Origin of the sequence: Cobetia sp. MM1IDA2H-1 (assembly GCF_002916775.2) — a bacterium.
GTDB lineage: Bacteria > Pseudomonadota > Gammaproteobacteria > Pseudomonadales > Halomonadaceae > Cobetia > Cobetia marina.
Window position 1 is genome coordinate 1,336,193 of record NZ_CM133225.1, and the last position, 21,109, is coordinate 1,357,301.

The window sequence follows — 21,109 nt, forward strand, 5'->3', positions numbered from 1 at the left end:
GCTGCAACGGGAACTGCAAGTGACAGTCCGCGGGAGGAACATCGCCTTGCCGGCGCAGGAGGGCGGGCAGGGCGTCGGGAATCGTGAAGCCTCGGCTGGGGGCGCCGAGCCAGCGTACTACCGGGTGAGACGGGCAAGCGGCCTCCAGCCATGTGACAGCGCTGTCTCGGACAGCGGCTGGAGGCCAACTGTGATCAGGCTTCGCTTTCCACCAGCTGGGTGTAGGCGTCCGCGTCGAGCAGCTTTTCCAGCTCGGCGCTGTCAGCGACCTTCATCTTCAGAATCCAGGCATCGTCATAGGGGCTTTCGTTGACGGATTCCGGCGCGTCTTCGAGGCTCTCGTTGACGGCGATGACTTCGCCGGCCAGCGGCGCGTACAGATCAGAGGCCGCCTTGACGGACTCGATGACACCGAACTCTTCTTCCAGCGCCAGTTCGCGACCGATTTCCGGCAATTCGACGAAGACGACGTCGCCCAGCGCTTCCTGAGCGTGGTCGGTGATGCCGATGGTCACGGTACCGTCACCGTTGTCCTGAACCCACTCGTGACTCTCGGTGTACTTAAGCGTGGCAGGAATGTTGCTCATGAGTGTTTTCCTATGTGAAAAGATTTTCTGATTCAGGGAATCGTTGCGCCATTATGCACGAAGGTCTCGACACGTGGCAGTAGCTGAGCGCGGCGTGCCTCTACGACTTTTGGCGAGTGGCAAGCGAGTTGCCCTCTTCATCGTGGTCCGTCGTGCTCCGGGCGTCCAGTGTCTCGCCTTGCCACGCCCGGTCTATCTACGCCATGGCGCGAAGGTATCAGCGCACAAGGCCCATGAGTGCAGGGTACTGACCGTTTTTTCACCGCTGGAAGTCAGTTCTCCAGGTCCTCATCCTCTGATGGGAGGTGGGTTTCCAGCGAGAATCCGATGCCACTTTCCTGCGCTTGCGAGCCCTGTTGAGTCGAGGTAGAGTGTCGCCTGTTTCGTATTGGAAACTTGTTTCCCATGTTGTGTCCAGATTCACGTGCTGTCAATGGTGTCGCAGGCAGCGACACCCATATTCGCTGAGGGAAGCTCCTTCACGCTCTGATGATCAGGCGTGTCCTGATGGCAGGTATCCCCGAGGAGAGCCCGCCGGAGCCTGCCTGTCGTCACGGGACTGCCCGCGAGAGGTGTGGGGGAAGACGCGGGAGAGGCTCAGGTTGCCGGCACAAGGGAAAGAGATATCCACTGAGTGACGCCCATCAACGGGCTGAATCCCTCAGGCGATTGACACATTTTCATGATTTTTGCGTGACGTTTTGCTCACATTCCAGCGTAAAGCCCTGTTGGGGTAGTGAAGACTGGAAGCTTCCGCTAATGTGAGCTGTCCGTTTGGCGTGCTGGCCGGTTGACCGGCTGGCCAGACGGGATTTCCGATGTGTCTCTCCTCGCATCGAGTCATAACAACAATTCAGCGGAGGAAATCTGCGTGGAAATGATCAGTTCTCTCTTTACCGCCATCAATGGCGTGGTGTGGGGCCCGGTGATGTTGATCCTGCTGCTCGGGGTCGGCTTCTATCTTCAGGCGGGCCTCAAGGGCATGCCGATCCGCAAGTTGGGTACCGGCTTCAAGCTGCTGTGGAGCGGGCGCGCGCCCGGCAAGGATGGCGATGGTGAAATGTCGCCGTTCAATGCCCTCATGACATCACTCTCCGCTACCATCGGTACCGGCAACATCGCGGGTGTGGCGACGGCGATCGCGCTGGGTGGACCGGGGGCGATCTTCTGGATGTGGATCACGGCGCTGGTCGGCATGGCGACCAAGTACGCCGAGGCCGTCTGTGCGGTGCGTTATCGCGAAGTGGATGACAACGGCAACCACGTCGGTGGTCCGATGTACTACATCCGCAACGGACTGGGGGCCAAGTGGGGATGGCTGGGGGGCGCCTTTGCCTTCTTCGGCTGCTTCGCGGCCTTTGGCATCGGCAATACCGTGCAGTCCAACTCCGTGGCGGATGCCCTGGAAACCTCGTTTGCCATTCCGCACTGGGCCTCCGGTGTCGTGATGATGGTGCTGGCAGGTGCGGTCATTCTGGGTGGCATCAAGCGCATCTCCAGCGTGGCGGGCAAGCTGGTGCCGTTCATGGCGATTGCCTACTTCCTGTCGGGCATCGTCATTCTGGTGATCAATGCTGACCAGATCGGTCACGCCTTCGGCCTCATCTTCACCTACGCCTTCAATCCAGTCGCGGCGACTGGCGGCTTTGCCGGTGCGGCGGTGATGGCGGCCATCCGTTTCGGTGTGGCGCGCGGTATCTTCTCCAATGAAGCCGGCCTGGGCAGTGCGCCCATCGCCCACGCTGCCGCGCAGACCAAGAACCCGGTACGTCAGGGGCTGGTCGCCATGCTGGGCACCTTCATCGATACCATCGTCATCTGCACCATCACCGCGCTGGCCATCATCACCTCCGGCCTGTGGTCTTCTGGTGAGACGGGGGCGGCGCTGACCTCCATGTCCTTTGATCAGGCCCTGCCGGGTGTCGGCAACCATCTGGTCGCGATCGCGCTGGCCGTGTTTGCCTTCACCACCATCCTTGGCTGGTCCTTCTATGGCGAGAAGTGCTTCCAGTACCTGTTCGGTACGCGCGCCATCATGCTGTATCGCATCGTGTTCGTGATCGCGATTCCGGTGGGCGCGATGGCCAAGCTGGATCTCATCTGGCTGATGGCGGATACCTTCAATGCCTTGATGGCGATTCCGAACCTGATTGGTCTGGCGCTGCTGTCGCCCGTGGTCTTCAAGCTGACCCGCGACTACTTTGACGGCAAGGAAGTGCTGGCGGGCGAAGACCGCTGATCGCATCAGGAGTCCCCCGTCGCTGGCAGGCGCGGCGGGGTGAGCCCCCTCAGATTGTCCTATCTCGATCACTAGCCTCCGGCAGCACAGGGCCAGATTCACCTGGCTGTCGGAGAGATGTTGCATGCCACTCTGGAGAATGATGATGTCCGATTCCGCCGCTGTCACCGGTCTCAAGCAGACCGCGCTTCATGACCTGCACGTCGAGCAGGGAGCGAAGATGGTCGAGTTTGCAGGCTATTCCATGCCCGTCCAGTATCCGCTGGGCGTCAAGAAGGAGCACGAGCATACGCGTGCCAAGGCGGGGCTGTTCGATGTCTCGCACATGGGGCAGCTGATCCTGCGCGGAGAGAACGTGCAGGCGGCGCTGGAGACGCTGGTACCGACGGACATCGTCGATCTTCCGGTGGGCATGCAGCGTTACGGACTCTTTACCAGTGATACCGGCGGTATCCTCGATGACCTGATGATCGTCAATGGTGGCGATCACCTCTATGTGGTGGTGAATGCTGCCTGCAAGGATCAGGACGTCGCGCATCTGCGTGTGGGGCTGCCGATGGAGATCGAGCTTGAGGTGCTGGAGGATCGGGCACTGCTCGCCCTGCAGGGGCCGCTGGCTCACGCGGTCATGCAGCGTCTGTCGCCCGAGGCCTGCGAGCTGACCTTCATGCATCATGCCCATGTCACCATCGATGGCATCGAGTGTTGGGTCAGTCGCAGCGGGTATACCGGTGAAGATGGTTTCGAGATCTCCGTCCCCGATGCTGAGGCGGAGCGCTTCGCGCGTCTGCTGCTGGCGGCGGAAGAGGTGGAGTTCATCGGTCTCGGGGCGCGGGATTCACTGCGTCTCGAGGCTGGACTGTGCCTGTATGGTCATGATCTGGATACCACGACGTCGCCGGTGGAAGCCAGCCTGATCTGGGCGCTGGGCAAGGTGCGTCGTCAGGGCGGTGCACGTGAAGGCGGCTTCCCGGGGGCGGACGTCATCCTGACCCAGATCGCCAACAAGGATCACACCCGCAAGCGAGTCGGTCTGGTGGCTGAAGGGCGTGCTCCGATTCGCGAAGGTGCCGAGCTCTTCGACGGCGAGGGCAACCGCATCGGTGTCGTGACTTCGGGCAGCTTCGGCCCGAGCTACGGCAAGCCGGTCGCCATGGGCTATGTGGCGATCGCGCACAGCGTGCTGGACACTCAGGTCTTCGCGGACGTACGCGGCAAGCGACTGCCGATGACCGTGACGAAGATGCCCTTCGTCGAGCAGCGCTATTACCGCGGCTGATGATGGGCTGAAGACAGGCAAGGCTGGACGGGAAAGGGGCTGCTTCGGCGGTCCCTTTTTTCGTTGCCTGTGACAGGCGTCAGGCGTCAGGCGTCAGGCAGCAGGCTCGGCTCTGGTCCGGGAGAACTGGATCGTGTCGTGGGTTGCAGGCAAGTGGCGCTGAGGCACGACGGAACTGGCTGGCAGGGGAGGGGCCGTCACGGCTTTCGAGGCAATCTCCAGACGCAGAAAAGCCCGCCGAAGCGGGCTTTTCCGTGGAAAGAGAGGTTAGTCTCTTTCAGCTAACTCATGATCAGTCGATGATCTTGATGTTAGCGGCCTGGAGGCCTTTCTTGCCCTGGGTGACGTCGAAGGAAACCTTCTGACCGTCTTGCAGAGACTTGAAGCCTTCAGCCTGGATTTCGGAGAAGTGTGCGAACAGGTCGTCACCGTTGTCGTCCGGAGAAATGAAGCCGAAACCTTTGGTGTCGTTGAACCACTTGACTGTACCAGTTGCCATGATCGTAATTCCTTACTGATGATATTGCCGGGAGTTACCCGATATACGTGGGTAAAACAAGGAGGATATGCACCAGGTACCGAAGTGTTTCGATCACGACTGACGATATACGACTTGCTAACCAACGAGATCAATACTGCGCTGCCGCGCCTCCAAGGTCAAATGAAATATCAAAAACTTCGCCTTTGGTCGGGTGTCTCGTGAGCAGATTCTTCTCGAATGGGCGTCATTGCGCCAGTCAGTTTTTCAGATTTCGCAAGGATTGACAGTGACTTGCTTTTATCCCGTTATCCTGGTTTCTGGTCGGTATAAAACCTCGCCGTATATTGTTCCGCTTGAGAGGTTGCCAAGGTGAGTCATCGTCGTGGGGATGGGGCGTGCGTGCGGGCTTTCAAGGCAGTGGGCAGCTCCTCGCGAAGGATCCGCCAGGTCGTCATGCTTGGTGAGGGAAAGAGATAAAAAAACCGGCAGCGATGGCAGCGCTGCCGGTGGATGGTCTTGCAACCATCAAGACTCTCGGAGAGCGGCGATGATGCGCCCATCATCGCCGGAGAGATGGAGTGTCAAGCGATGCATCTGGGCCGTCTCAGGCGTCCAGCTGCATCTCGGGGACATTGTCGGGCACGATGAGCTTGCCTGCGGTCAGGCGCTGTATCTCCTCGACACTGACGCCTGGCGCGCGTTCCAGCAGGTGGAAGGCACCGTCCTTGATCTCGAGGAAGGCCAGGTCGGTCAGGACACGGCGAATACAGCCGGCACCGGTCAGTGGCAGCTCACACTGGCTGAGCAGCTTGGACTCACCATGCTTGGAGGCGTGGGTCATGGTGCAGATGATGTTCTCGGCACCCGCCACCAGATCCATGGCGCCGCCCATGCCTTTCACCAGCTTGCCGGGGATCATCCAGCTGGCGATGTTGCCGTTCACGTCCACCTCGAAGGCGCCGAGTACCGTCAGATCGACGTGCCCGCCGCGAATCATCGCGAAGGATTCGGCGGAGTCGAAGATGGCGGCGCCATCGATGGCGGTCACGGTTTCCTTGCCGGCATTGATCATGTCGGCGTCGACCTCGTCGTCATAGGGATAGCGTCCCATGCCAAGCAGGCCGTTCTCGGACTGCAGCATCACGTCGATGCCAACCGGGATGTAGTTGGCGACCAGGGTCGGAATGCCGATGCCCAGATTGACGTAGGAGCCGTCCTGGATTTCCTGTGCCACTCGCTGGGCCATCTGTTCGCGTGTCAAAGCCATGATGTATTCCTTGTCTGAAGCGCCATCGAGGTGACGCCTTGCCGTGTCGGGGAGTGTCGTCGCGAGAAAACGGATGCAGGCGGAGCCTAGGCTCAACGCGAGCGAACGGTCCGTTTCTCGATGCGCTTCTCGAAGCTGCCCTTGATGACGCGGTCGACATAGATGCCCGGAGTGTGGATCTCGGCCGGGTCCAGCTCGCCGGGTTCCACCAGCTCTTCGACTTCGACCACGGTGATCTTGCCTGCGGTTGCGGCCAGCGGGTTGAAGTTGCGTGCCGTGTGACGGTAGACGACATTGCCGTAGCGGTCGGCCTTCCACGCCTTGACGATCGCGAAGTCACCCTTGATGGCTTCCTCGAGAATATAAGGGCGACCGTCGAATTCGCGGACTTCCTTGCCTTCTCCGATGGGCGTTCCGTAGCCGGTCGCGGTGAAGAAGGCGGGGATGCCGGCCCCGGCGGCGCGCATCTTCTCGGCCAGCGTGCCCTGGGGGGTCAGGATGACCTCGAGCTCTCCGTCCAGCAGCTGGCGCTCGAACAGGGCGTTCTCGCCGACGTAGGAGGCGATCATGGTCTTGATCTGGCGATCTTCCAGCAAGATGCCCAACCCGAAGCCGTCCACGCCGCAGTTGTTGGAGACGACGGTCAGGTCCTTCACGCCACGACGCTTGATCTCCTGGATCAGGTTCTCGGGAATACCGCAGAGTCCGAATCCGCCGGCGATCACCGTCATGCCGTCTTCCAGGCCCGCCATGGCATCGGCGTAGCGGGTCACTACCTTGTTGAATCCTGCCATGAAGTTCTCCTTGAGCATCTTGTGTTGTCGTTTTGACGGTGATGAGTCGCTGCTCATCTTCCGTGGCCGGCGCCTGAGGCAGGCGTCTGGCAAAGGCTTGAGTGCATCATTGCCGACAATCTGGTGGCTGTATATATTTGATAAGTTTGTTTTTTCTATCCATTGATAAGTTTTCATGAAGAGTCTTGGGGCAGTACGATATCGCCTTGCCCGCTCGTTTCCTGCACAGATCCGCCTGTGGTGCGGGTCAGCGGCGGATATGCACGACAGGGCTGGACGACTCGCGGTGCAAGGCTGCGCAAGCGGCTCTGGCCACCTTGGACCAATGGTGTAGAGGCCGACGGGTCTCCCGGCGACGGGTTGAGCCTGTTTCCCCGAATGTCATCTCAAGGCGCGTCCCCCAGGGACCCCACAGGAAGGATGCCGCATGACCTTGAAACAGTTGAAAGCCTTTGTCGCAGTGGCCAGAACCCTGTCCTTCGTGGAAGCGGGCACATTGGTGCATCTTTCCCAGCCGGCATTGTCGCTGGCCGTCAAGAATCTGGAGGAGTCGTTGGGTGGGCGTCTGTTCCAGCGTTCCACTCGACAGGTCAGCCTGACGCCGGAAGGACGGGCCTTCTTCCCACTGGCTCGCAGGATACTGTCGGATTGGGAGCATGCTGAGGACGAGATGCGCCAGCGATTCAGTCTCGGACGCGGGCGTGTGGCATTGGCTGCCATGCCGACCTTCGCCGGGAATCTGCTGCCAGGAGTACTGGCGGATTTTCGACGGCAGTTCCCGGAGATCACCATCGAGGTCAATGACGTGATCGCCGAGGAAGTCGTGGAGCGTGTCACCGATGGGCGCGTGGAACTGGGGATCTGTTTCGATCCCGGGGTGCGCGAGGACCTTGTCTTCGAATCACTCTTCGAGGATCGCTACATCGCGATCATTCCCGAGGGGCACGGCCTGTTGCAGGGCGCTCCCGAGACCATCCATTGGGATCAGCTGCTGGAAGAGGATTTCATCACCCTGCAACGTCCCTCGGGCGTGCGACACATGCTGGAGCGGCGCCTGGCAGAGGCGGGACTCAAGCTCACCGTCGCCTTCGAGACCCATCAGCTGGTGACCTGCGGACGCATGGTGGCAGAGGGACTTGGCGTCAGCGCGGTACCGGCGATGAGCGCCGATCAGATGTCAGCGCTGGGATGTCGGTGCCTGGGGCTGGAAGGGCCGGTCATCGAGCAACGGGTCGGCGTGATTCGCCGCGGCCGTCATGAGCTGTCGGTCGCGGTCCAGGCGATGCTGGACACCCTGCGGGCCCGCTATCCCGTCTCGCCGACGCCCGTGCCTGATGAGGATCTAGCGTGACGCCGTCAATAGCTGTCGGTAGGTCAGGCTGATGCGCACGCCCTCGAGCTTGCGTGGCGGCAGGGCATGATGCAGTCGGTCCTGACAGCCGCGCCCCATCACCAGCAATGAGCCATGGGGCAGCCACAGGTTGAAGGCGGGGTCCTGTGCGTAGGGGCTGCGGGGATGTCCCTTGAAGCGCAGGGGCCGCTCTTGTCCCAGTGACAGGGCCAGCACGATGGGGCGGTCGCCAAGCTCCGGTTCATTGTCACTATGCCAGCCCATGCGGTCATTGCCATCGGCGTAGCGATTGGCCAGCAGGCTGTTGAAGTGCTGGTCGATATGGCGTTCCTGCCCCGGCTGCGCGCTCAGCTCGCGGTTGATGGCGTGACGGGCAAGCTCCCCCAGATGCCAGGCCATCGGACGCCAGGGTGCTGGCTCGAACAGGCTGCCGGAATAGCGATAGCGAGCCCCGGCGTCCCCCATCCATACCTGACGGCGAGGGATGGGATGCGTCTTGCCATGCACGCTCAAGCTCGGCCGCTGCCAGTCGAGCGTGGTATCCAGCGTGACCAGTGCCTGGTCGGCCTGCAGGGGAGTCAGAGCGGCTGGCTTGAGATAGAGCGGGTGCAGCGGATGGCGATACCAGCCATGGGCCAGTGTCTGCCAGTCGTCCGGCAGGCCGGCCGGTCGCTGTCCGCTTGGCGGGGTGCGGGAAGGGGCGTGTTGAGGATGCGTGGCGAACAGGTCGCCGGCCTCGGAGGATATCGTCATGAGACGAGCTTGCCAGAGCGAATTGACTGTCGGCAAGTCGAAGGTGGCCTGCCGCCGACAGAGCGTGCACCGGGCTCAGAGTCCTGTCAGGGACTCAAGACTCAGAATGGCCACTTCAGCCAGCCCGAGTCCCAGCAGCGCCCCCGCCAGTACGTCACTGACGTAATGCAGTCCCAGGATCACGCGGGATAGCGCGATCAACATGGCAAGCGGCGTGACGAGAATGGCCAGTTCCGGCAGCTGCTGAGCCGTCAGGCTGGCAAACAGCACCGCATGCAGTGTATGGCCACTTGGAAAGCTGTAGCGATCCAGCGGTGGCATGGTGCATTGGATGGTCGTGAAGGTGATGAAGGGGCGCTCACGGCACAGCCGGGTCTTGAGGGCGCGATACAAAAGGGCGCCGGCCCCCGCCGCCAGTCCGAATTCCAGCATCAACCAGCCACCTTGCACGTGATGGAAGGGCAGGCTGAGTGTCAGCAGCAACCAGACGGGCCAGTCACCGAGGCGCGAGACCACGCGAAAGAGGGTCAGGATCGGCCGATACAGCGCCAGACGTGCCACCTGGCGACACAGCCGCCACTCCAGCAGGTCGAGTCGCTCAAAGACGGGAAGGCTGCGATCGTGCACCGGGCTTCTCCTCGGCGAGGCGTAGACAGGCAAGAAAATGCTCGGCGACCTGGCTCCAGGCCATGGGCTCGACGCGTACACGGGCCGCTCTTCCGAGACGTGCGATACGCGCTGGTCGCTGGCAGACTTCCACTGCCTGTTCGATGAATCTGTCCGGCTGGGTGCAGGGGGCCAGCAACCCCTGGTGGTCATCGCGGATCACTTCCGCAGCGGCCGCGTAGTCGAAGGCCACTACGGCCAATCCACTGGCCATGGCTTCCAGCACCACGTTGCCGAAGGTCTCCGACAGCGAGGGGAACAGGAACAGGTCGGCACTGGCGTAATGGGCAGCCAGCGCCTCGCCGGTCTGGAAGCCGGCGAAGATCGCCTCCGGCAGGCGTTGCTCAAGGCGTTCGCGCAGCGGGCCATCGCCCACCAGTACCAGCGCGATATCCGGCTGCACGGCCTGCATGGCCTCGTAGCTGCGAATCAACAGCTCGATGTTCTTTTCCGCCGCCAGACGGCCGACATGCAGCGCGACGGGCTGCTGAAGGCCGACGCCCCACTGGCGACGCAGCGCTTCACTGCGATGAACGGGCGAGAAGCGCTGACAATCCAGCCCGCGTCCCACGACCCGGACATGCTTGAAACCCTGTTGCGCGAGAGTGGCGGCCTGGGTGCGTGTCGGGACCAGTGTCAGGTTGGCGGCATTGTGGAAGTGCTTCAGCCCCTGACGTACCAGGGGGCGTAATGCCCTGAGATGATAGTGGGTGCTGTACTGGTCGAAATTGGTATGAAAGCCTGCCACCACGGGCACGCCGAGGCGACGCGCGACCATCAGGGCACTGACCCCCAGCGGTCCTTCGGTGGCGATGTAAATGACGGAGGGCGGATGCTGGCGCCACAGCGCCGTCAGCCGTCTCAGGGCAGGGGCGCCGATCTGAACGGTGTCATAGCCCGGAAGACGGAAGCCGCGTACCTGTAGCTCCTGCGCGACTCGTGGTTCATGGCTGCCGTCGCGGGGTGCGGGCCGCACGAGCTGCAGCTCGCAGCCACGCGTGATGAGTTGATCGCACAGATGGCTCAGCGTGTGAGCCACGCCATTGATTTCCGGGTGCCAGGTTTCACTGACAAAGGCGATACGCTCCATGACGGCTCCTGATGACCTTTGAACGAAGTATTGGCCATGGGAGTGACGCCTGCATAACAGCGAGGTGACGAAGTGATGACACCCCACGCAGGTGTCGTTGCAGCCGCGGTCACTCCAGCGGGCAATCTCCAGCAGGCAATGCTGCCAGGAGGCAGCGGATTCAAGGCGGTCACAGGTCACAGTTCGCAGCTCAAAGACCAATCACGCTGGCCGAAACTGACACGGGGGCGACAGGCGCGGCATGAAGGACGCCGTGGGCGAGGCATGCCCGACGCTCGTTTGGCAAGGCGAGCCCCTGAAGGGCTCGCCAGTGAGGCCGGCAGCCCCAGTTTCAGCGTTTCTCGAGCAGCTCGCGTGGATTGATCGGCTTGCCGCCATGGCGCACGTCGAAGAGCAGCTCAGGCTGGCCGTCATTGCGACGTGCCACGCGACACAGCGGGGTGCCCGGCGTGACCTGCTGACCGACCTTGACCAGTATCTCTCCGCACTGCGCCAATACGCTCTGCAGATTGCCTGAATGGTGGAGGATGACCACATTGCCCAATTGCCGCATGTTGTCGGCAAAGCGGACTTCCCCGCTGGCCGGCGCGCTGGCGACCCCATTGCTGGCCGTGCGAATCCGCATCGGGGCCAGTTGGCCATTGCGGTTGGTGCCGAATTCGCTGATGACTTCGCCGGCGGCAGGCCAGCGCCACGATTGACGCGGTTTCTTCAGCGGACCCGGATCCGGGCGTGCCACGAGACTGCCGCCGCTGGCACGCGCATTGGAAGCGCTTCGGCTGGGGCCACCATTGAGGGGAACCGAGATCAGGGTGCCGACTTTCAGGTCATTGGGGGGAAGCCCCGGGTTGGCGGTCTGGATGCGCTGAGGATTGGCACCGAAGTAACGGCCTATCTTCGAGTAGGTGTCCCCGGGGCGCAGCTGATAGCGATAGGGGCCACCGGAGGGGGCACGCTCACGCGCGGTGGGCACCAGGATGCGCTGCCCGACCTTGAGGTCACGGATCTTGACGCCGGGGTTGAAGCGGGTGAGGCGCAACAGGGGAATGTCAGCGTCGCGTGCGATCTGCCCCAGGGTGTCGCCCTTCTGGATCGTTATCCATTGGCCTGCCGGTGAGCCGGAGTAGCTGCCGGTGGCGCAGCCTGTCAGCCACAGTGCCAGGCTCAGCCACGCCAGTAGCCGCAGCGGCGCGCGAGATGTCCTGTGGAGAAATGTCGAGATGGCGCCCACGGCCAGGCGCACAGCGCCCAGCGGCTCGTGGGGCATGTCAGAGTTGTTCAATGTCGTGTCCTGCACGTGACAGTCGGGCATCCTTGTCCTTCCAGACCTGATTGAGCCATTGCTGAAACCGTTCGCGGTAGGCAGTGTCCGCGTGATAATCCCCGTTCAGCATCCAGGGTTCCACCGGGCGTTGCACGATATCCAGATGGATATCTCCCCCCTTGCCACACAGAAACTCCCAGAAGCTCGCGCTGGCGTGACGATAGTCCAGCGTGGCGTCGAGTATGCCTGACAGGCGGTCGCCGAGAATGCTGATCACCTGAGCGCTGCCGCCGGCGCGCGGCCTGAGCAGATGAGTGTACGGGCTTTGCTGTTGATCATGCTTGCCTGACGTGAAGCGCGTGCCTTCCACGAAGTTGAAGATCGACATGGGCGACTGGCCCGCTCGCTCACAGATGCGGCGTGTCGCGGCACGGTCGCGTTCCGCCAGGCGCGGGTCATTGGCCAGTCGTTCCCGGCTGTAGCGGCGCATGAAGGGGAATTCCAGCGCCCACCAGGCCAGGCCGATGACGGGGACCCAGATCAACTCGCGCTTGAGAAAGAACTTGGGCATGGGCGTGCGATGATGCAATGCATACTGCAGCACGAAGATATCCGTCCAGCTGCGGTGGTTGGAGATCACCAGCCACCAGCGTCGCCTGGCGGAGCCATCCTTCAGGGCGTCCGGCACGTTGACCTGCCAATGGGGGCGTATCCAGGCGCGAATCCACAGATTGTTGGTGCCGATCCACCCCATGGCGAGACGGTTCAGCCCTTCGAGAAGATGAAGCTGCAGACGACGGGACGGGCTGAGCAGCTTGAGCAATGCCAGCAGGTACAGCGGTACCGACCAGAACAGGGTATTGATGATCAGAAACAACAGGCTGATGACGCCTCTGATACTCGACATGAACGACTCCTTCAGCAGATCGCGCCATCCTAATTCACCCGTGACAGGAAACCCACCCCGCTTGCGTGGAGGACAGCAACTCGACGTTGCGCAAACCGTACGCATCTGATGTCGAATGGTGGCGGTTCGTGAGCTGTGGTGTCATTCGCGCGCCGACTTTCCTGTCGGCCGGTGCAAGGGAAGGCCGGACATGGCACTCGGCCATCGTCGTGAGCATGCACCGCCACTCGACGTCCTCTCACGAGATGGACGCCCTTTCAGGGAGCAGAGCGACATGTGGTTGCAGGGAGTGTTGGTGGGGCTGGCGATCGGGGCCTTCGTGTTGATCGCCATCGAGGACGTGATTCATCTCAACAAGGCCAAGACGACCTTGTTGCTGGGGACGTTCAGCTGGTTGCTGCTGTTCATCTTCGGCCCCGGCGCGTTGGGAGTCGATGACGTCGGTGAGTCGCTCAACGAGAATCTGCTGGAAATCGCCACCTTGTGGCTGTTTCTGATGGCGGCGATGACCTTCGTGGCGTTTCTCAATGCCAAGGGACTGATCGCCAATCTCATCTATCGATTGCTGCCGGGCCGCATCGGTGAGCGAGGCCTGCTGTATCTGACCGGCACCTTCGCCTTTGCCTTCTCCTCTCTGGCCGACAACATCACCGCTACGCTGGTGTCGTTGACGCTGGTGCTGTCCCTGGGATTGCCGCCGAAGAAGACGCTGCGTTTCGCGGTGCTGGCGGTGTTTGCCGTCAATTCCGGCGGGGTGGCGTTGATCACCGGTGATGTGACCACACTGATGATCTTCCTCGCCGACAAGGTGCGTATCAGTGAGCTGATGCTGCTGGCCATCCCGGCCTTCGTCAGCGTGATGCTGCTGGCGACGCTGCTGCTGCCCGGGCTTGGGGGAGAAGTCCATCTGTCGCGTGAACGCCGTCCCACCCGGCGGCTGGATCGCTTCGTGGCCTGGCTGTTTCTCGCCACCATCCTCTCCACGCTGGGCCTGAACGTGCTGTTCGGTATCCCGCCCTTGCTGACCTTCCTGTTCGGGATGTCGATCATGTTCCTGCTCGGGCATGTGGCCGAGCGACGCAGTGACAGCGAAGAGCGCAGAATTCTTGATTACATCAGGATAATTGAATTCGACACTCTGCTATTCTTCCTCGGTATCCTGCTGATGGTGGGAGCGCTCAAGGAAGCCCGCCTGCTGGAAGGGCTGGCACAGCTCTATGACGTGATGCCTGCCATGCAGGCCAATTATCTGATCGGCCTGTTGTCGGCATTGGTCGACAACGTGCCGTTGACGGCTGCGGTGCTCAAGGCGGATGTCGGCATGAACGATGCTGAGTGGTTGGCGCTGACCTACGCCGCTGGCGTGGGCGGATCACTGCTGATCATCGGGTCGGCCGCTGGAGTGATTGCGCTCTCCAAGGTGCGCGAGGTGACCTTCATGAGCTACCTGCGCTTCTTCCCGGCGCTGCTGCTGGCGTACAGCGTCGGATACGTCGGCGCCTACTGGCTGGGGGGACAGGTCACCGACACGCCGATGGACCTGGGAGTGGCGCTCACGTCACTGGGCTCATTGCTGCGCTAGGCGAGGTGGTTTCGGAGGCTTTTTTCGTGACAGTCAGGCGCTCAGCGGTGAAGTGGTGAATTTTTGATCAATCTGACATCGGTCGCCAGATCGCGAAGCCGATGAGTGGATGTACAGAGATTCTTCACAGCTTTTTCCACAGCTTCTGTTGATAACCTGCTTGCGACCAACGTATTACGGCTCTGAGCCACCAGCAGACCTCATGGGGCACCCGAGCATGGCGCACGACAGCCAGTGGCTCGCGAGGGGAGCTCATGGCGGTGAGTCATGACATGGCTTGCCAATGAAAACGCCCCTGGCGCCAGAGGCGTCAGGGGCGTTGCGGCACTACTGCTTGCGAATCTGGCTCGTGAATCTTGTCCGTCAGGCACTCAGCTGGCAGAGCGTGTGCTCTGGCAGCAGTTGCTCGGCGGCGCGCTGATGCTGGCCACTGTCGGCCGTTGCCAGCAGGGCCAGCCCTCCCAGCACCACCATGTGCTCATCACCTTCGGCGAATACCATGCGTTGTGCGTGCGCGGGATAGTAGTGGTATTGCAGCTTGGGGTTGATGGGGAGTACGGCATGGTGGCGCCCGCTCTGCGGCGACATGCCGTGCATCAGCATGCCTTCGCAGACAGCTTCAAGCGTTTCTCCCAGCTCGTCGGCGTTGAAGCCCACGTGATGCAGGCGCGGGCCCATCACCGATAGCCATGCCGCCAGCGGGTTGGCTTCCAGCAGACGCTCGAAGGTGGGCCAGTCCGGCATGTCCCATGGGCGGCACGGCGCCAGCAGGTTCTGTCCCTTGCAGTCGTCACGGTGACTCTGGCTGATGAGCGTCTTCAGCAGGTCTCGGTGAAGGGGAGGCAGGCTATTGGCCTGAAGTTCGGCCAGCATGACTGCCGAGCCACCATCCGGCGGCAGCAGCAGATCCACCAGTAGGCCACGGTCGGCCATGGCGTACTGCTTCACGCGTCGATAGCCCTGATGATAGAGGCTGGGACGCAGTTTCTCGCTGCGAAATGGCCCCTGATCCAGTGTCACGAACATCAGATATTCGGGCCTGATGCCATCCGGCCAGATGTCCAGCGCTCCGATATCCGGATGGCGGTGAACGAAGTCCAGCCATAGCTGTTGTAGAAATTCCTCGCGTTGCATGAAGCCTCCTTGACGGGATATCGGCACCCTGTGCTGGAGCGATTATAGGTACCTGCCAGATAAGGCCATTCAACGACATTGTCCTTTTTTTCTGACCGACTGTTCGGAGTGTGAAAATGCCAGTGCTGGTGGCGTATTGCGTGGTTCTCATGGTGTGGTCAACCACACCGCTGGCGATTTCTTGGAGTGCTTCCGGGTGGCTGCCGGCCTGGTCTGCCATGGGAAGAATGTTAATTGCCGCATGTATCGGTTACCCATTGTTACGCATGCTCGGGCTGAAAATGGATTTCGGTCGCGTGGCAATTCGCAGCTACGTGGCGGCTGCACTGGGGATATGGGGTGGGATGTACTTCGCCTATATTGCTGCCGGTTGGTTACCAAGCGGTATCATGTCGTTACTTTTCGGCTTAGCTCCTCTGCTATCAGGACTTTACGCGCGCTGGTGGTTGAAAAGTGCGCCTCTTGACAAGCTGCAATGGTTAGGTTTCGCATTGGCATTGGGCGGACTGGCCATCGCCGTCTCGGATTCGCTGGCGCTACCGCCGGGCAGCTGGAAGGGGGTGGTGACCATGTTGCTGGCGGTCAACTGCTTTGCCGCTTCCGGCGTGCTGGTCCAGCGAGAGCGAGCAGGGCTTCATCCGCTGGTGCAGACCGAGGGCGCGCTGCTCGTCTCGCTTCCGCTCTATCTTCTCGCGGCCCTGCTGGTCGATGGTGTGCCGCAGGCATGGCCGACACAGCGCCCGCTGGGGGCGATCGTCTACCTGGGTATCTTCGGCTCGTTGATCGGGTATCTGTGCTATTACTTCGTGCTGGCACGCCTGTCCGCCAGTACCGTGGCATTGGCCACCCTGATCACGCCGATATTCGCCATGAGTCTCGGCGCTGCCCTGAATGGCGAGATAGTCTCCAGCCGCGTGCTGGCGGGGGCGCTCTTCATCGTCGTGGGCCTGTGTGCCTATCTCTTCGGGCCGCAGTGGCGCGCTCGCCTGCGCGGGGGAGCCGTGACTCGCAGCTGAATGGCACGCCAGTGGATGCCAGAACCGAAAACGCCGCCCTCTCGGGGCGGCGTTTTCGGTTCTGGAGCGACAGCAGTTGGCGAGAGTGGACATCAGCCCTTGGTCTGGAACAGGCGCTTGAGCTCTTCCATGGCGCTCTTGGCGCTGGTGACCAGCGCCTCGGGGTCATGGCGGTTCTCGAAATCGCTCTTGAGCATGGTGTCATCCATCTCGCGGAAGGCGCGGACCACTTCGGCGGCACGTGCGCTTGGATAGCCCATGGCAACCAGCAGTTCGTTGCCCATTTCCAGGCTGCTGGCGTAGGTCTCGCGGATCACGTGTTCCACGCCCAGCTCCATCAGCTCCCAGGCATGGTGGCGATTGCGGGCCCGCACGAACAGCTTGAGATGCGGGAACTGTTGTCGAACGGTACGCACGATCTGGGTGGTCATCCTGGCGTCATCGACCGCCACCAGCATGATCTGTGCGTGCTCGGCGCCAGCCGCTCGCAGCAGCTCCGATCGGCTGGCGTCGGCGTAGAAGATGCGCGAGCCGAACTGACGCACGAACTCGACCTGGGTGATGTTGGGGTCGAGGGCGGTGAAGTTGATGCCCTGGGTCTTGAGAATGCGCGCGCTCATCTGACCGAAACGTCCGAAACCGGCAATCAATACCGGCGGCGCTTCCTGGCCAAAGTCTTCATCGTAGGGACGCTTGGCTTCGCGCGCGGCACCGAACTTGCGCGCATAGCGATACAGGAAGGGCGTGGCGGCCATGGACAGTGTCACGGCGCTGATGACCAGACTGGTAAGCGTCTGATCGAAGATGCCGGCGGCCATGCCGGCGGTCAGCAACACGAAGTCGAATTCTCCGCCCTGAGCCAGTACGGCGGCCAGTGGCAGTGCCTCGGCAAGCTTCAGGCGTGCGACGCGGCCCACCAGCGTGATGACCAGCACCTTGCCGACCATCAGCGCCAGTGTCAGGCCCAGCACCGTCAGCGGGCGCTCCATGACCAGCGAGACGTCCACCGACATCCCGACCGCCATGAAGAACAGCCCCAGCAGCAGGCCCTTGAAGGGGTCGATGTTGGCTTCGAGTTCGTGGCGATAGACGGTATCCGCCAGCAGCACCCCGGCGAGGAAGGCCCCCAGTGCCATGGAAAGCCCGACCCATTCCATCAGCAGGGCAGTACTGATCACCACGAACAGTGCCGCGGCAGTGAAGATCTCGTGGATCTCGCTGCGTGCCACCATCTTCAACAGGCGCGGAACGACGAAGCGGCCAACGATGATGACCGCCGCCACCATGCCGATGCCCTTGGCGACACCGGCCCAGCCGGAGCCGGTGGAAGCGTCGAAGTTGTCGGCGAACAGCGGCAGCAGCGCCAGCAGTGGAATCACGGCCAGGTCCTGGAACAGCAGGATGGCGAAGGTTGACTGGCCATGGGGTGTCGCCAGTTGTTGATTCTCGCTGAGCACCTGCAGCGCAAAGGCGGTAGAGGACAGCGCCAGAATCAGGCCCAGCAAGGCGGCGGCCGGCAGTTCAAGGCCCAGCCATAACCCGACGGGCGTCAGCAGCGCTCCGCATAGCAGCATCTGTGCGCTGCCGAGCCCGGCAAGCTTGAGGCGCATGTCCCACAGGCGCTTGGGTTCGAGTTCCAGTCCGATCATGAACAGCAGCATGACCACGCCGAACTCCGCGAAGTGCAGCACCTCGGTCGGTTCCGAGATGAAGCCGATCAATGACGGCCCCAGCAGCACCCCGATCGCCAGATACCCCAGGATGGACCCCAGCCCCAGGCGCTGAAAGAGCGGCACGGCAACCACGGCGCAGCCCAGCAGCACGGCGCCTTCCATCAACATGTTCATGTTTGCTTCCTTGTCCAGCTACGTGCGGAGAAAGGCGAATTGTCGCCGCAGCTTGCAAGCGCCGCAAGCGCTCCGCTGCGCACTTTCCCGTTGCCGTGAGTGGCTGCCCTGAGGGAGGCACGAGTCAAGGCACTGGCGAGAGGTGGGAAGCTGGCCCCTTGATTGACGGCGCGCGTGGCAGGGGCATCAGCTGAGCAACTGGCATGCCGGCTGCAAAAAAAGCCCCCGCCATGGGCGAGGGCTTTTCAGGATCAGACAGAAGTCGAGGCGATGATCAGGCCTGCGGCATCAGTGCCTCGTCCTGAACGTACTGGTTGAACTCGGTGAAGCCACCGATGTGGGTCTGATCGACGAAGATCTGCGGCACGGTTTCCACCGGCTTGCCGATGGTCTTTTCCATGTCGGCCTTGGTGATGCCCTCGGCGTGGATGTCGATGTAACGGAAATCGAAATCATCGCGCTTGGCGGTAAGTTCTTCCGCGAGTTCCTTGGCGCGGACGCAGAACGGGCAACCCGGACGACCGAAGATGACTGCCAGCATGAGATTCTCCTTGGAGGGTACGTGATACTCGTCAAGCCCACCGTGACGTGATGTTCGTGGGCTTCCGGCAGAACCGGTGAGTCAATGGATGGATGCCATTGTGCTTGAGCCTCACCGGGTTTGCCAATTGAGCGGCGCTAATTGGGTGATTGCGACACTCAATCATTGCCGACGTGTATCACCCCATCAACAGCAGGTTGGCCCCGAAACCGCCGACCATGAGCAACACGAACAGGATCAGTGCCAGCAGGAAGGGCTTCATGCCCAGTGAGCGCAGGCGATCCATGCGTGTCTCGACCCCGAGTCCCGCCATCGCCATGGTCAGGGCGACGCTCCCCAGCACGGACAGGTTGGCGTGCAGGGCGGCAGGAATCTCGCCGGTGCTGTTGATCCCGGCCATGGCGATGAAACCGAGGGCGAACCAGGGAATGGTCATGCTGCCGCCGGCATCGCGGTCATCCCCTTCGCTGCGGCTGCGCATGGCCCACAGCTTGGGCAGCAGGAGCAGGAAGGGGACCAGCATCATCACGCGCATCAACTTGACGATCAGGGCATTGGCCAGGGCATCCGGGCCTACCGCCTCACCTGCCGCCACGACCTGAGCGACCTCGTGAATGGTCGAGCCGATGTAGATGCCGAACAGCCCCTCATGCATGCCGGTCAGCGGGTAGAGCAAGGGGTAGGCCAGCATGGCCAGCGAGCCGAACAGTACCACCGTGGCCACGGCCATGGCGGTGGCTGCCGGGCGTGCCTTGATCATGGATTCCGTCGCCAGCACGGCCGCGGCGCCGCAGATGGCAGAGCCGGCACTGGTCAGCAAGGCGGTATCGCGATCCAGACCCAGCCAGCGCGTGCCCAGGAAATAGCCGCAGCTCAACACGGCGGCGATGACGATGACATCCAGCACGACCACGCTCCACCCCAGGCCGAGAATCTGCTGCAAGGTGATCGACAGTCCGAACAAGATGATGCCGAGTCGCAGCAGCTTCTTGGTCGCGACATGCAGCCCTGGTGCCAGTGCCCGGGCATGGCGGCTGGTGACGGGCAGGTTGCCGACCACGATGCCGCACAGCAGCGCGAAGACCAGCGGACTGACGCCGGTCGCGGCGAGGGTCGGAATGGCGTGCAGCCCCAGCCCCGCCAGTGTCAGCCCGCCGCACAGCGCGAGTCCCGGCACCATTCGGCGCAGCCGTTCCGTGACAGGGGGGGCAGTCAGCGTCTGTGCGTCCATTGGCTTTCTCCTTGATAGGCGTGTCGGGTCAGGTCTTGTCGCGTGAAGATCTTGAGTGCTTGTGAGGACGTTGCATGCTTAGTGCTTCTGGTTTGATGAATAGTTTATGCAGGAATATCATTGGGAAGTTAGTCGATTATTCCTTTACCACTTACCGGAAAAACCGATATGCAGATCCATATCACCCTGCGCCAATTACAGGTCTTCGTCGCCGTGACTCGCCAGGGCTCGGTCAGTGGTGCCGCCCGAGAGATAGGGCTTTCGCAATCGGCGGCGAGCCAGGCACTTTCAGAGCTGGAGCGCCATCTTGACGTCGCGCTGTTCGAGCGGCTCGGGCGACGGTTGGCCCTCAATGCCAATGGCCGTCGTCTGCTGGCGCGTGCCGAACAGCTGCTGGAACAGACCCATGCACTGGAGCTGGAGGCCCGTGAGCCCGGGCTGGAGGAGGGGTTCCTGCGAGGCGAGCTGGAAATCGCCGCCAGCGCGACCATCGGGACCTGGCTGTTGCCCGGCCTGGCAGGGGCCTTCATGCGTGAAAACCCCGGGACCGAGCTCAACCTGCGCCTGCGCAATACCCATCAGGTGGTGGAGGCGGTGCTCAACTACGATGCCGAGCTGGGGCTGATCGAAGGGGATTGTCACGCGCCACGCCTGATGAGCCAGACCTGGCGTGAGGATGAACTGGTAGTGGTGGCGCCGCCGTCCCACCCGCTGGCGATACGTGCAACGGCACTCGATGACGAGGATCTGGCCAATGCCGACTGGATTCTGCGCGAGGGAGGGTCGGGCACGCGGGCGGTCTTCGAACGTGCACTGCATGGGCGAATCGAGCGTCTCAAGGTGCGCATGGAGCTGGGGCAGCATGAGGCCATCAAGCAGGCTGTATTTGCCGGCCTCGGGTTGGGCTGCCTTTCGCGCCTGTCTGTGGATGCGGAGCTGTCCCGCGGGGAGCTGGTCGTGCTGGAGACGCCCCAGCTCAACCTCAAGCGGCATTTTTCCATGCTCTGGCATCCGGAGCGCTATCGAAGCCCCCTGTGGCAGGCGGTCAAGGTCTATCTGGAAGCCAGTCCGCGGTGAGCC

The 21,109-nt window shown here is 62.0% G+C and carries 19 protein-coding genes; 6 read left to right on the top strand and 13 right to left on the bottom strand.

From position 1 onward, the window contains the following. Window positions 1–194: 194 nt before the first annotated feature. Complete coding sequence (gene gcvH / locus BOH68_RS05725) at window positions 195–587, bottom strand: glycine cleavage system protein GcvH (protein WP_077372729.1); 393 nt, start codon at window positions 585–587, stop codon at window positions 195–197. Between the two features lie 877 nt (window positions 588–1,464). Between gcvH and BOH68_RS05730 the strand changes: the two genes are divergently transcribed. Both BOH68_RS05730 and gcvT read left to right on the top strand, forming a co-directional pair. Further along, window positions 1,465–2,826 (top strand): alanine/glycine:cation symporter family protein, encoded by a 1,362-nt coding sequence (locus tag BOH68_RS05730; protein ID WP_373996116.1) that lies wholly within the window; start codon window positions 1,465–1,467, stop codon window positions 2,824–2,826. 145 nt (window positions 2,827–2,971) lie between these two features. Next, complete coding sequence (gcvT, locus tag BOH68_RS05735; RefSeq protein WP_077372734.1) at window positions 2,972–4,105, top strand: glycine cleavage system aminomethyltransferase GcvT; 1,134 nt, start codon at window positions 2,972–2,974, stop codon at window positions 4,103–4,105. 292 nt (window positions 4,106–4,397) lie between these two features. Here gcvT and BOH68_RS05740 read toward each other — a convergent pair whose 3' ends face one another. The 3 genes from BOH68_RS05740 to BOH68_RS05750 all read right to left on the bottom strand — a co-directional run bounded on the left by BOH68_RS05740 (window position 4,398) and on the right by BOH68_RS05750 (window position 6,647). Next, window positions 4,398–4,604, bottom strand: coding sequence for a cold-shock protein (locus BOH68_RS05740; RefSeq protein WP_077372737.1), 207 nt, complete (start codon window positions 4,602–4,604; stop codon window positions 4,398–4,400). A gap of 586 nt (window positions 4,605–5,190) precedes the next feature. Then, entirely contained in the window at window positions 5,191–5,853 is a 663-nt protein-coding gene (locus tag BOH68_RS05745; protein ID WP_077372740.1) for a 3-oxoacid CoA-transferase subunit B, read from the bottom strand. 92 nt (window positions 5,854–5,945) lie between these two features. After that, window positions 5,946–6,647: a CoA transferase subunit A gene (locus BOH68_RS05750; RefSeq protein WP_077373240.1), complete on the bottom strand. Its 702-nt coding sequence runs from the start codon at window positions 6,645–6,647 to the stop codon at window positions 5,946–5,948. Between the two features lie 427 nt (window positions 6,648–7,074). Between BOH68_RS05750 and BOH68_RS05755 the strand changes: the two genes are divergently transcribed. Next, window positions 7,075–7,998 (top strand): LysR family transcriptional regulator, encoded by a 924-nt coding sequence (locus tag BOH68_RS05755; RefSeq protein WP_077372743.1) that lies wholly within the window; start codon window positions 7,075–7,077, stop codon window positions 7,996–7,998. Here the strand turns inward: BOH68_RS05755 and BOH68_RS05760 are convergent. The 5 genes from BOH68_RS05760 to BOH68_RS05780 all read right to left on the bottom strand — a co-directional run bounded on the left by BOH68_RS05760 (window position 7,990) and on the right by BOH68_RS05780 (window position 12,678). Continuing rightward, complete coding sequence (locus BOH68_RS05760; protein ID WP_077372746.1) at window positions 7,990–8,751, bottom strand: alpha-ketoglutarate-dependent dioxygenase AlkB family protein; 762 nt, start codon at window positions 8,749–8,751, stop codon at window positions 7,990–7,992. The two genes, BOH68_RS05755 and BOH68_RS05760, sit on opposite strands and share 9 nt — an antisense overlap. Window positions 8,752–8,826: 75 nt before the next feature. Continuing rightward, window positions 8,827–9,378, bottom strand: coding sequence for a phosphatase PAP2 family protein (locus BOH68_RS05765; protein ID WP_077372749.1), 552 nt, complete (start codon window positions 9,376–9,378; stop codon window positions 8,827–8,829). After that, window positions 9,350–10,507, bottom strand: coding sequence for a glycosyltransferase family 4 protein (locus tag BOH68_RS05770; protein ID WP_077372752.1), 1,158 nt, complete (start codon window positions 10,505–10,507; stop codon window positions 9,350–9,352). Before BOH68_RS05770 ends, BOH68_RS05765 begins: the two co-directional genes overlap by 29 nt. 331 nt (window positions 10,508–10,838) lie before the next feature. Then, entirely contained in the window at window positions 10,839–11,789 is a 951-nt protein-coding gene (locus BOH68_RS05775) for a LysM peptidoglycan-binding domain-containing protein (protein ID WP_258038165.1), read from the bottom strand. Next, window positions 11,776–12,678, bottom strand: a complete 903-nt coding sequence (locus tag BOH68_RS05780) for an acyltransferase (protein WP_077372758.1) — start codon at window positions 12,676–12,678, stop codon at window positions 11,776–11,778. Before BOH68_RS05780 ends, BOH68_RS05775 begins: the two co-directional genes overlap by 14 nt. A gap of 274 nt (window positions 12,679–12,952) precedes the next feature. On the opposite strand from BOH68_RS05780, the gene nhaD reads away from it, so the two are divergent. Continuing rightward, a complete protein-coding gene (nhaD, locus tag BOH68_RS05785; protein ID WP_077373243.1) occupies window positions 12,953–14,260 on the top strand; it encodes a sodium:proton antiporter NhaD in 1,308 nt (435 codons plus the stop codon). 363 nt (window positions 14,261–14,623) lie between these two features. Here nhaD and BOH68_RS05790 read toward each other — a convergent pair whose 3' ends face one another. Further along, a complete protein-coding gene (locus BOH68_RS05790) occupies window positions 14,624–15,394 on the bottom strand; it encodes a VOC family protein (protein WP_077372760.1) in 771 nt (256 codons plus the stop codon). A gap of 116 nt (window positions 15,395–15,510) precedes the next feature. On the opposite strand from BOH68_RS05790, the gene BOH68_RS05795 reads away from it, so the two are divergent. Continuing rightward, window positions 15,511–16,410: a DMT family transporter gene (locus BOH68_RS05795; protein WP_077372763.1), complete on the top strand. Its 900-nt coding sequence runs from the start codon at window positions 15,511–15,513 to the stop codon at window positions 16,408–16,410. Window positions 16,411–16,502: 92 nt separating this feature from the next. On the opposite strand, the gene BOH68_RS05800 is transcribed toward BOH68_RS05795, so the two are convergent. The 3 genes from BOH68_RS05800 to BOH68_RS05810 all read right to left on the bottom strand — a co-directional run bounded on the left by BOH68_RS05800 (window position 16,503) and on the right by BOH68_RS05810 (window position 20,029). Then, window positions 16,503–18,257, bottom strand: coding sequence for a monovalent cation:proton antiporter-2 (CPA2) family protein (locus BOH68_RS05800; RefSeq protein ID WP_077372766.1), 1,755 nt, complete (start codon window positions 18,255–18,257; stop codon window positions 16,503–16,505). Between the two features lie 274 nt (window positions 18,258–18,531). Then, a complete protein-coding gene (locus BOH68_RS05805; protein ID WP_077372769.1) occupies window positions 18,532–18,798 on the bottom strand; it encodes a GrxA family glutaredoxin in 267 nt (88 codons plus the stop codon). Window positions 18,799–18,976: 178 nt separating this feature from the next. Beyond that, window positions 18,977–20,029, bottom strand: coding sequence for a YeiH family protein (locus BOH68_RS05810; protein WP_240499556.1), 1,053 nt, complete (start codon window positions 20,027–20,029; stop codon window positions 18,977–18,979). Between the two features lie 168 nt (window positions 20,030–20,197). Between BOH68_RS05810 and BOH68_RS05815 the strand changes: the two genes are divergently transcribed. Further along, a complete protein-coding gene (locus BOH68_RS05815; RefSeq protein ID WP_077372772.1) occupies window positions 20,198–21,106 on the top strand; it encodes a LysR substrate-binding domain-containing protein in 909 nt (302 codons plus the stop codon). Window positions 21,107–21,109: the final 3 nt, after the last annotated feature.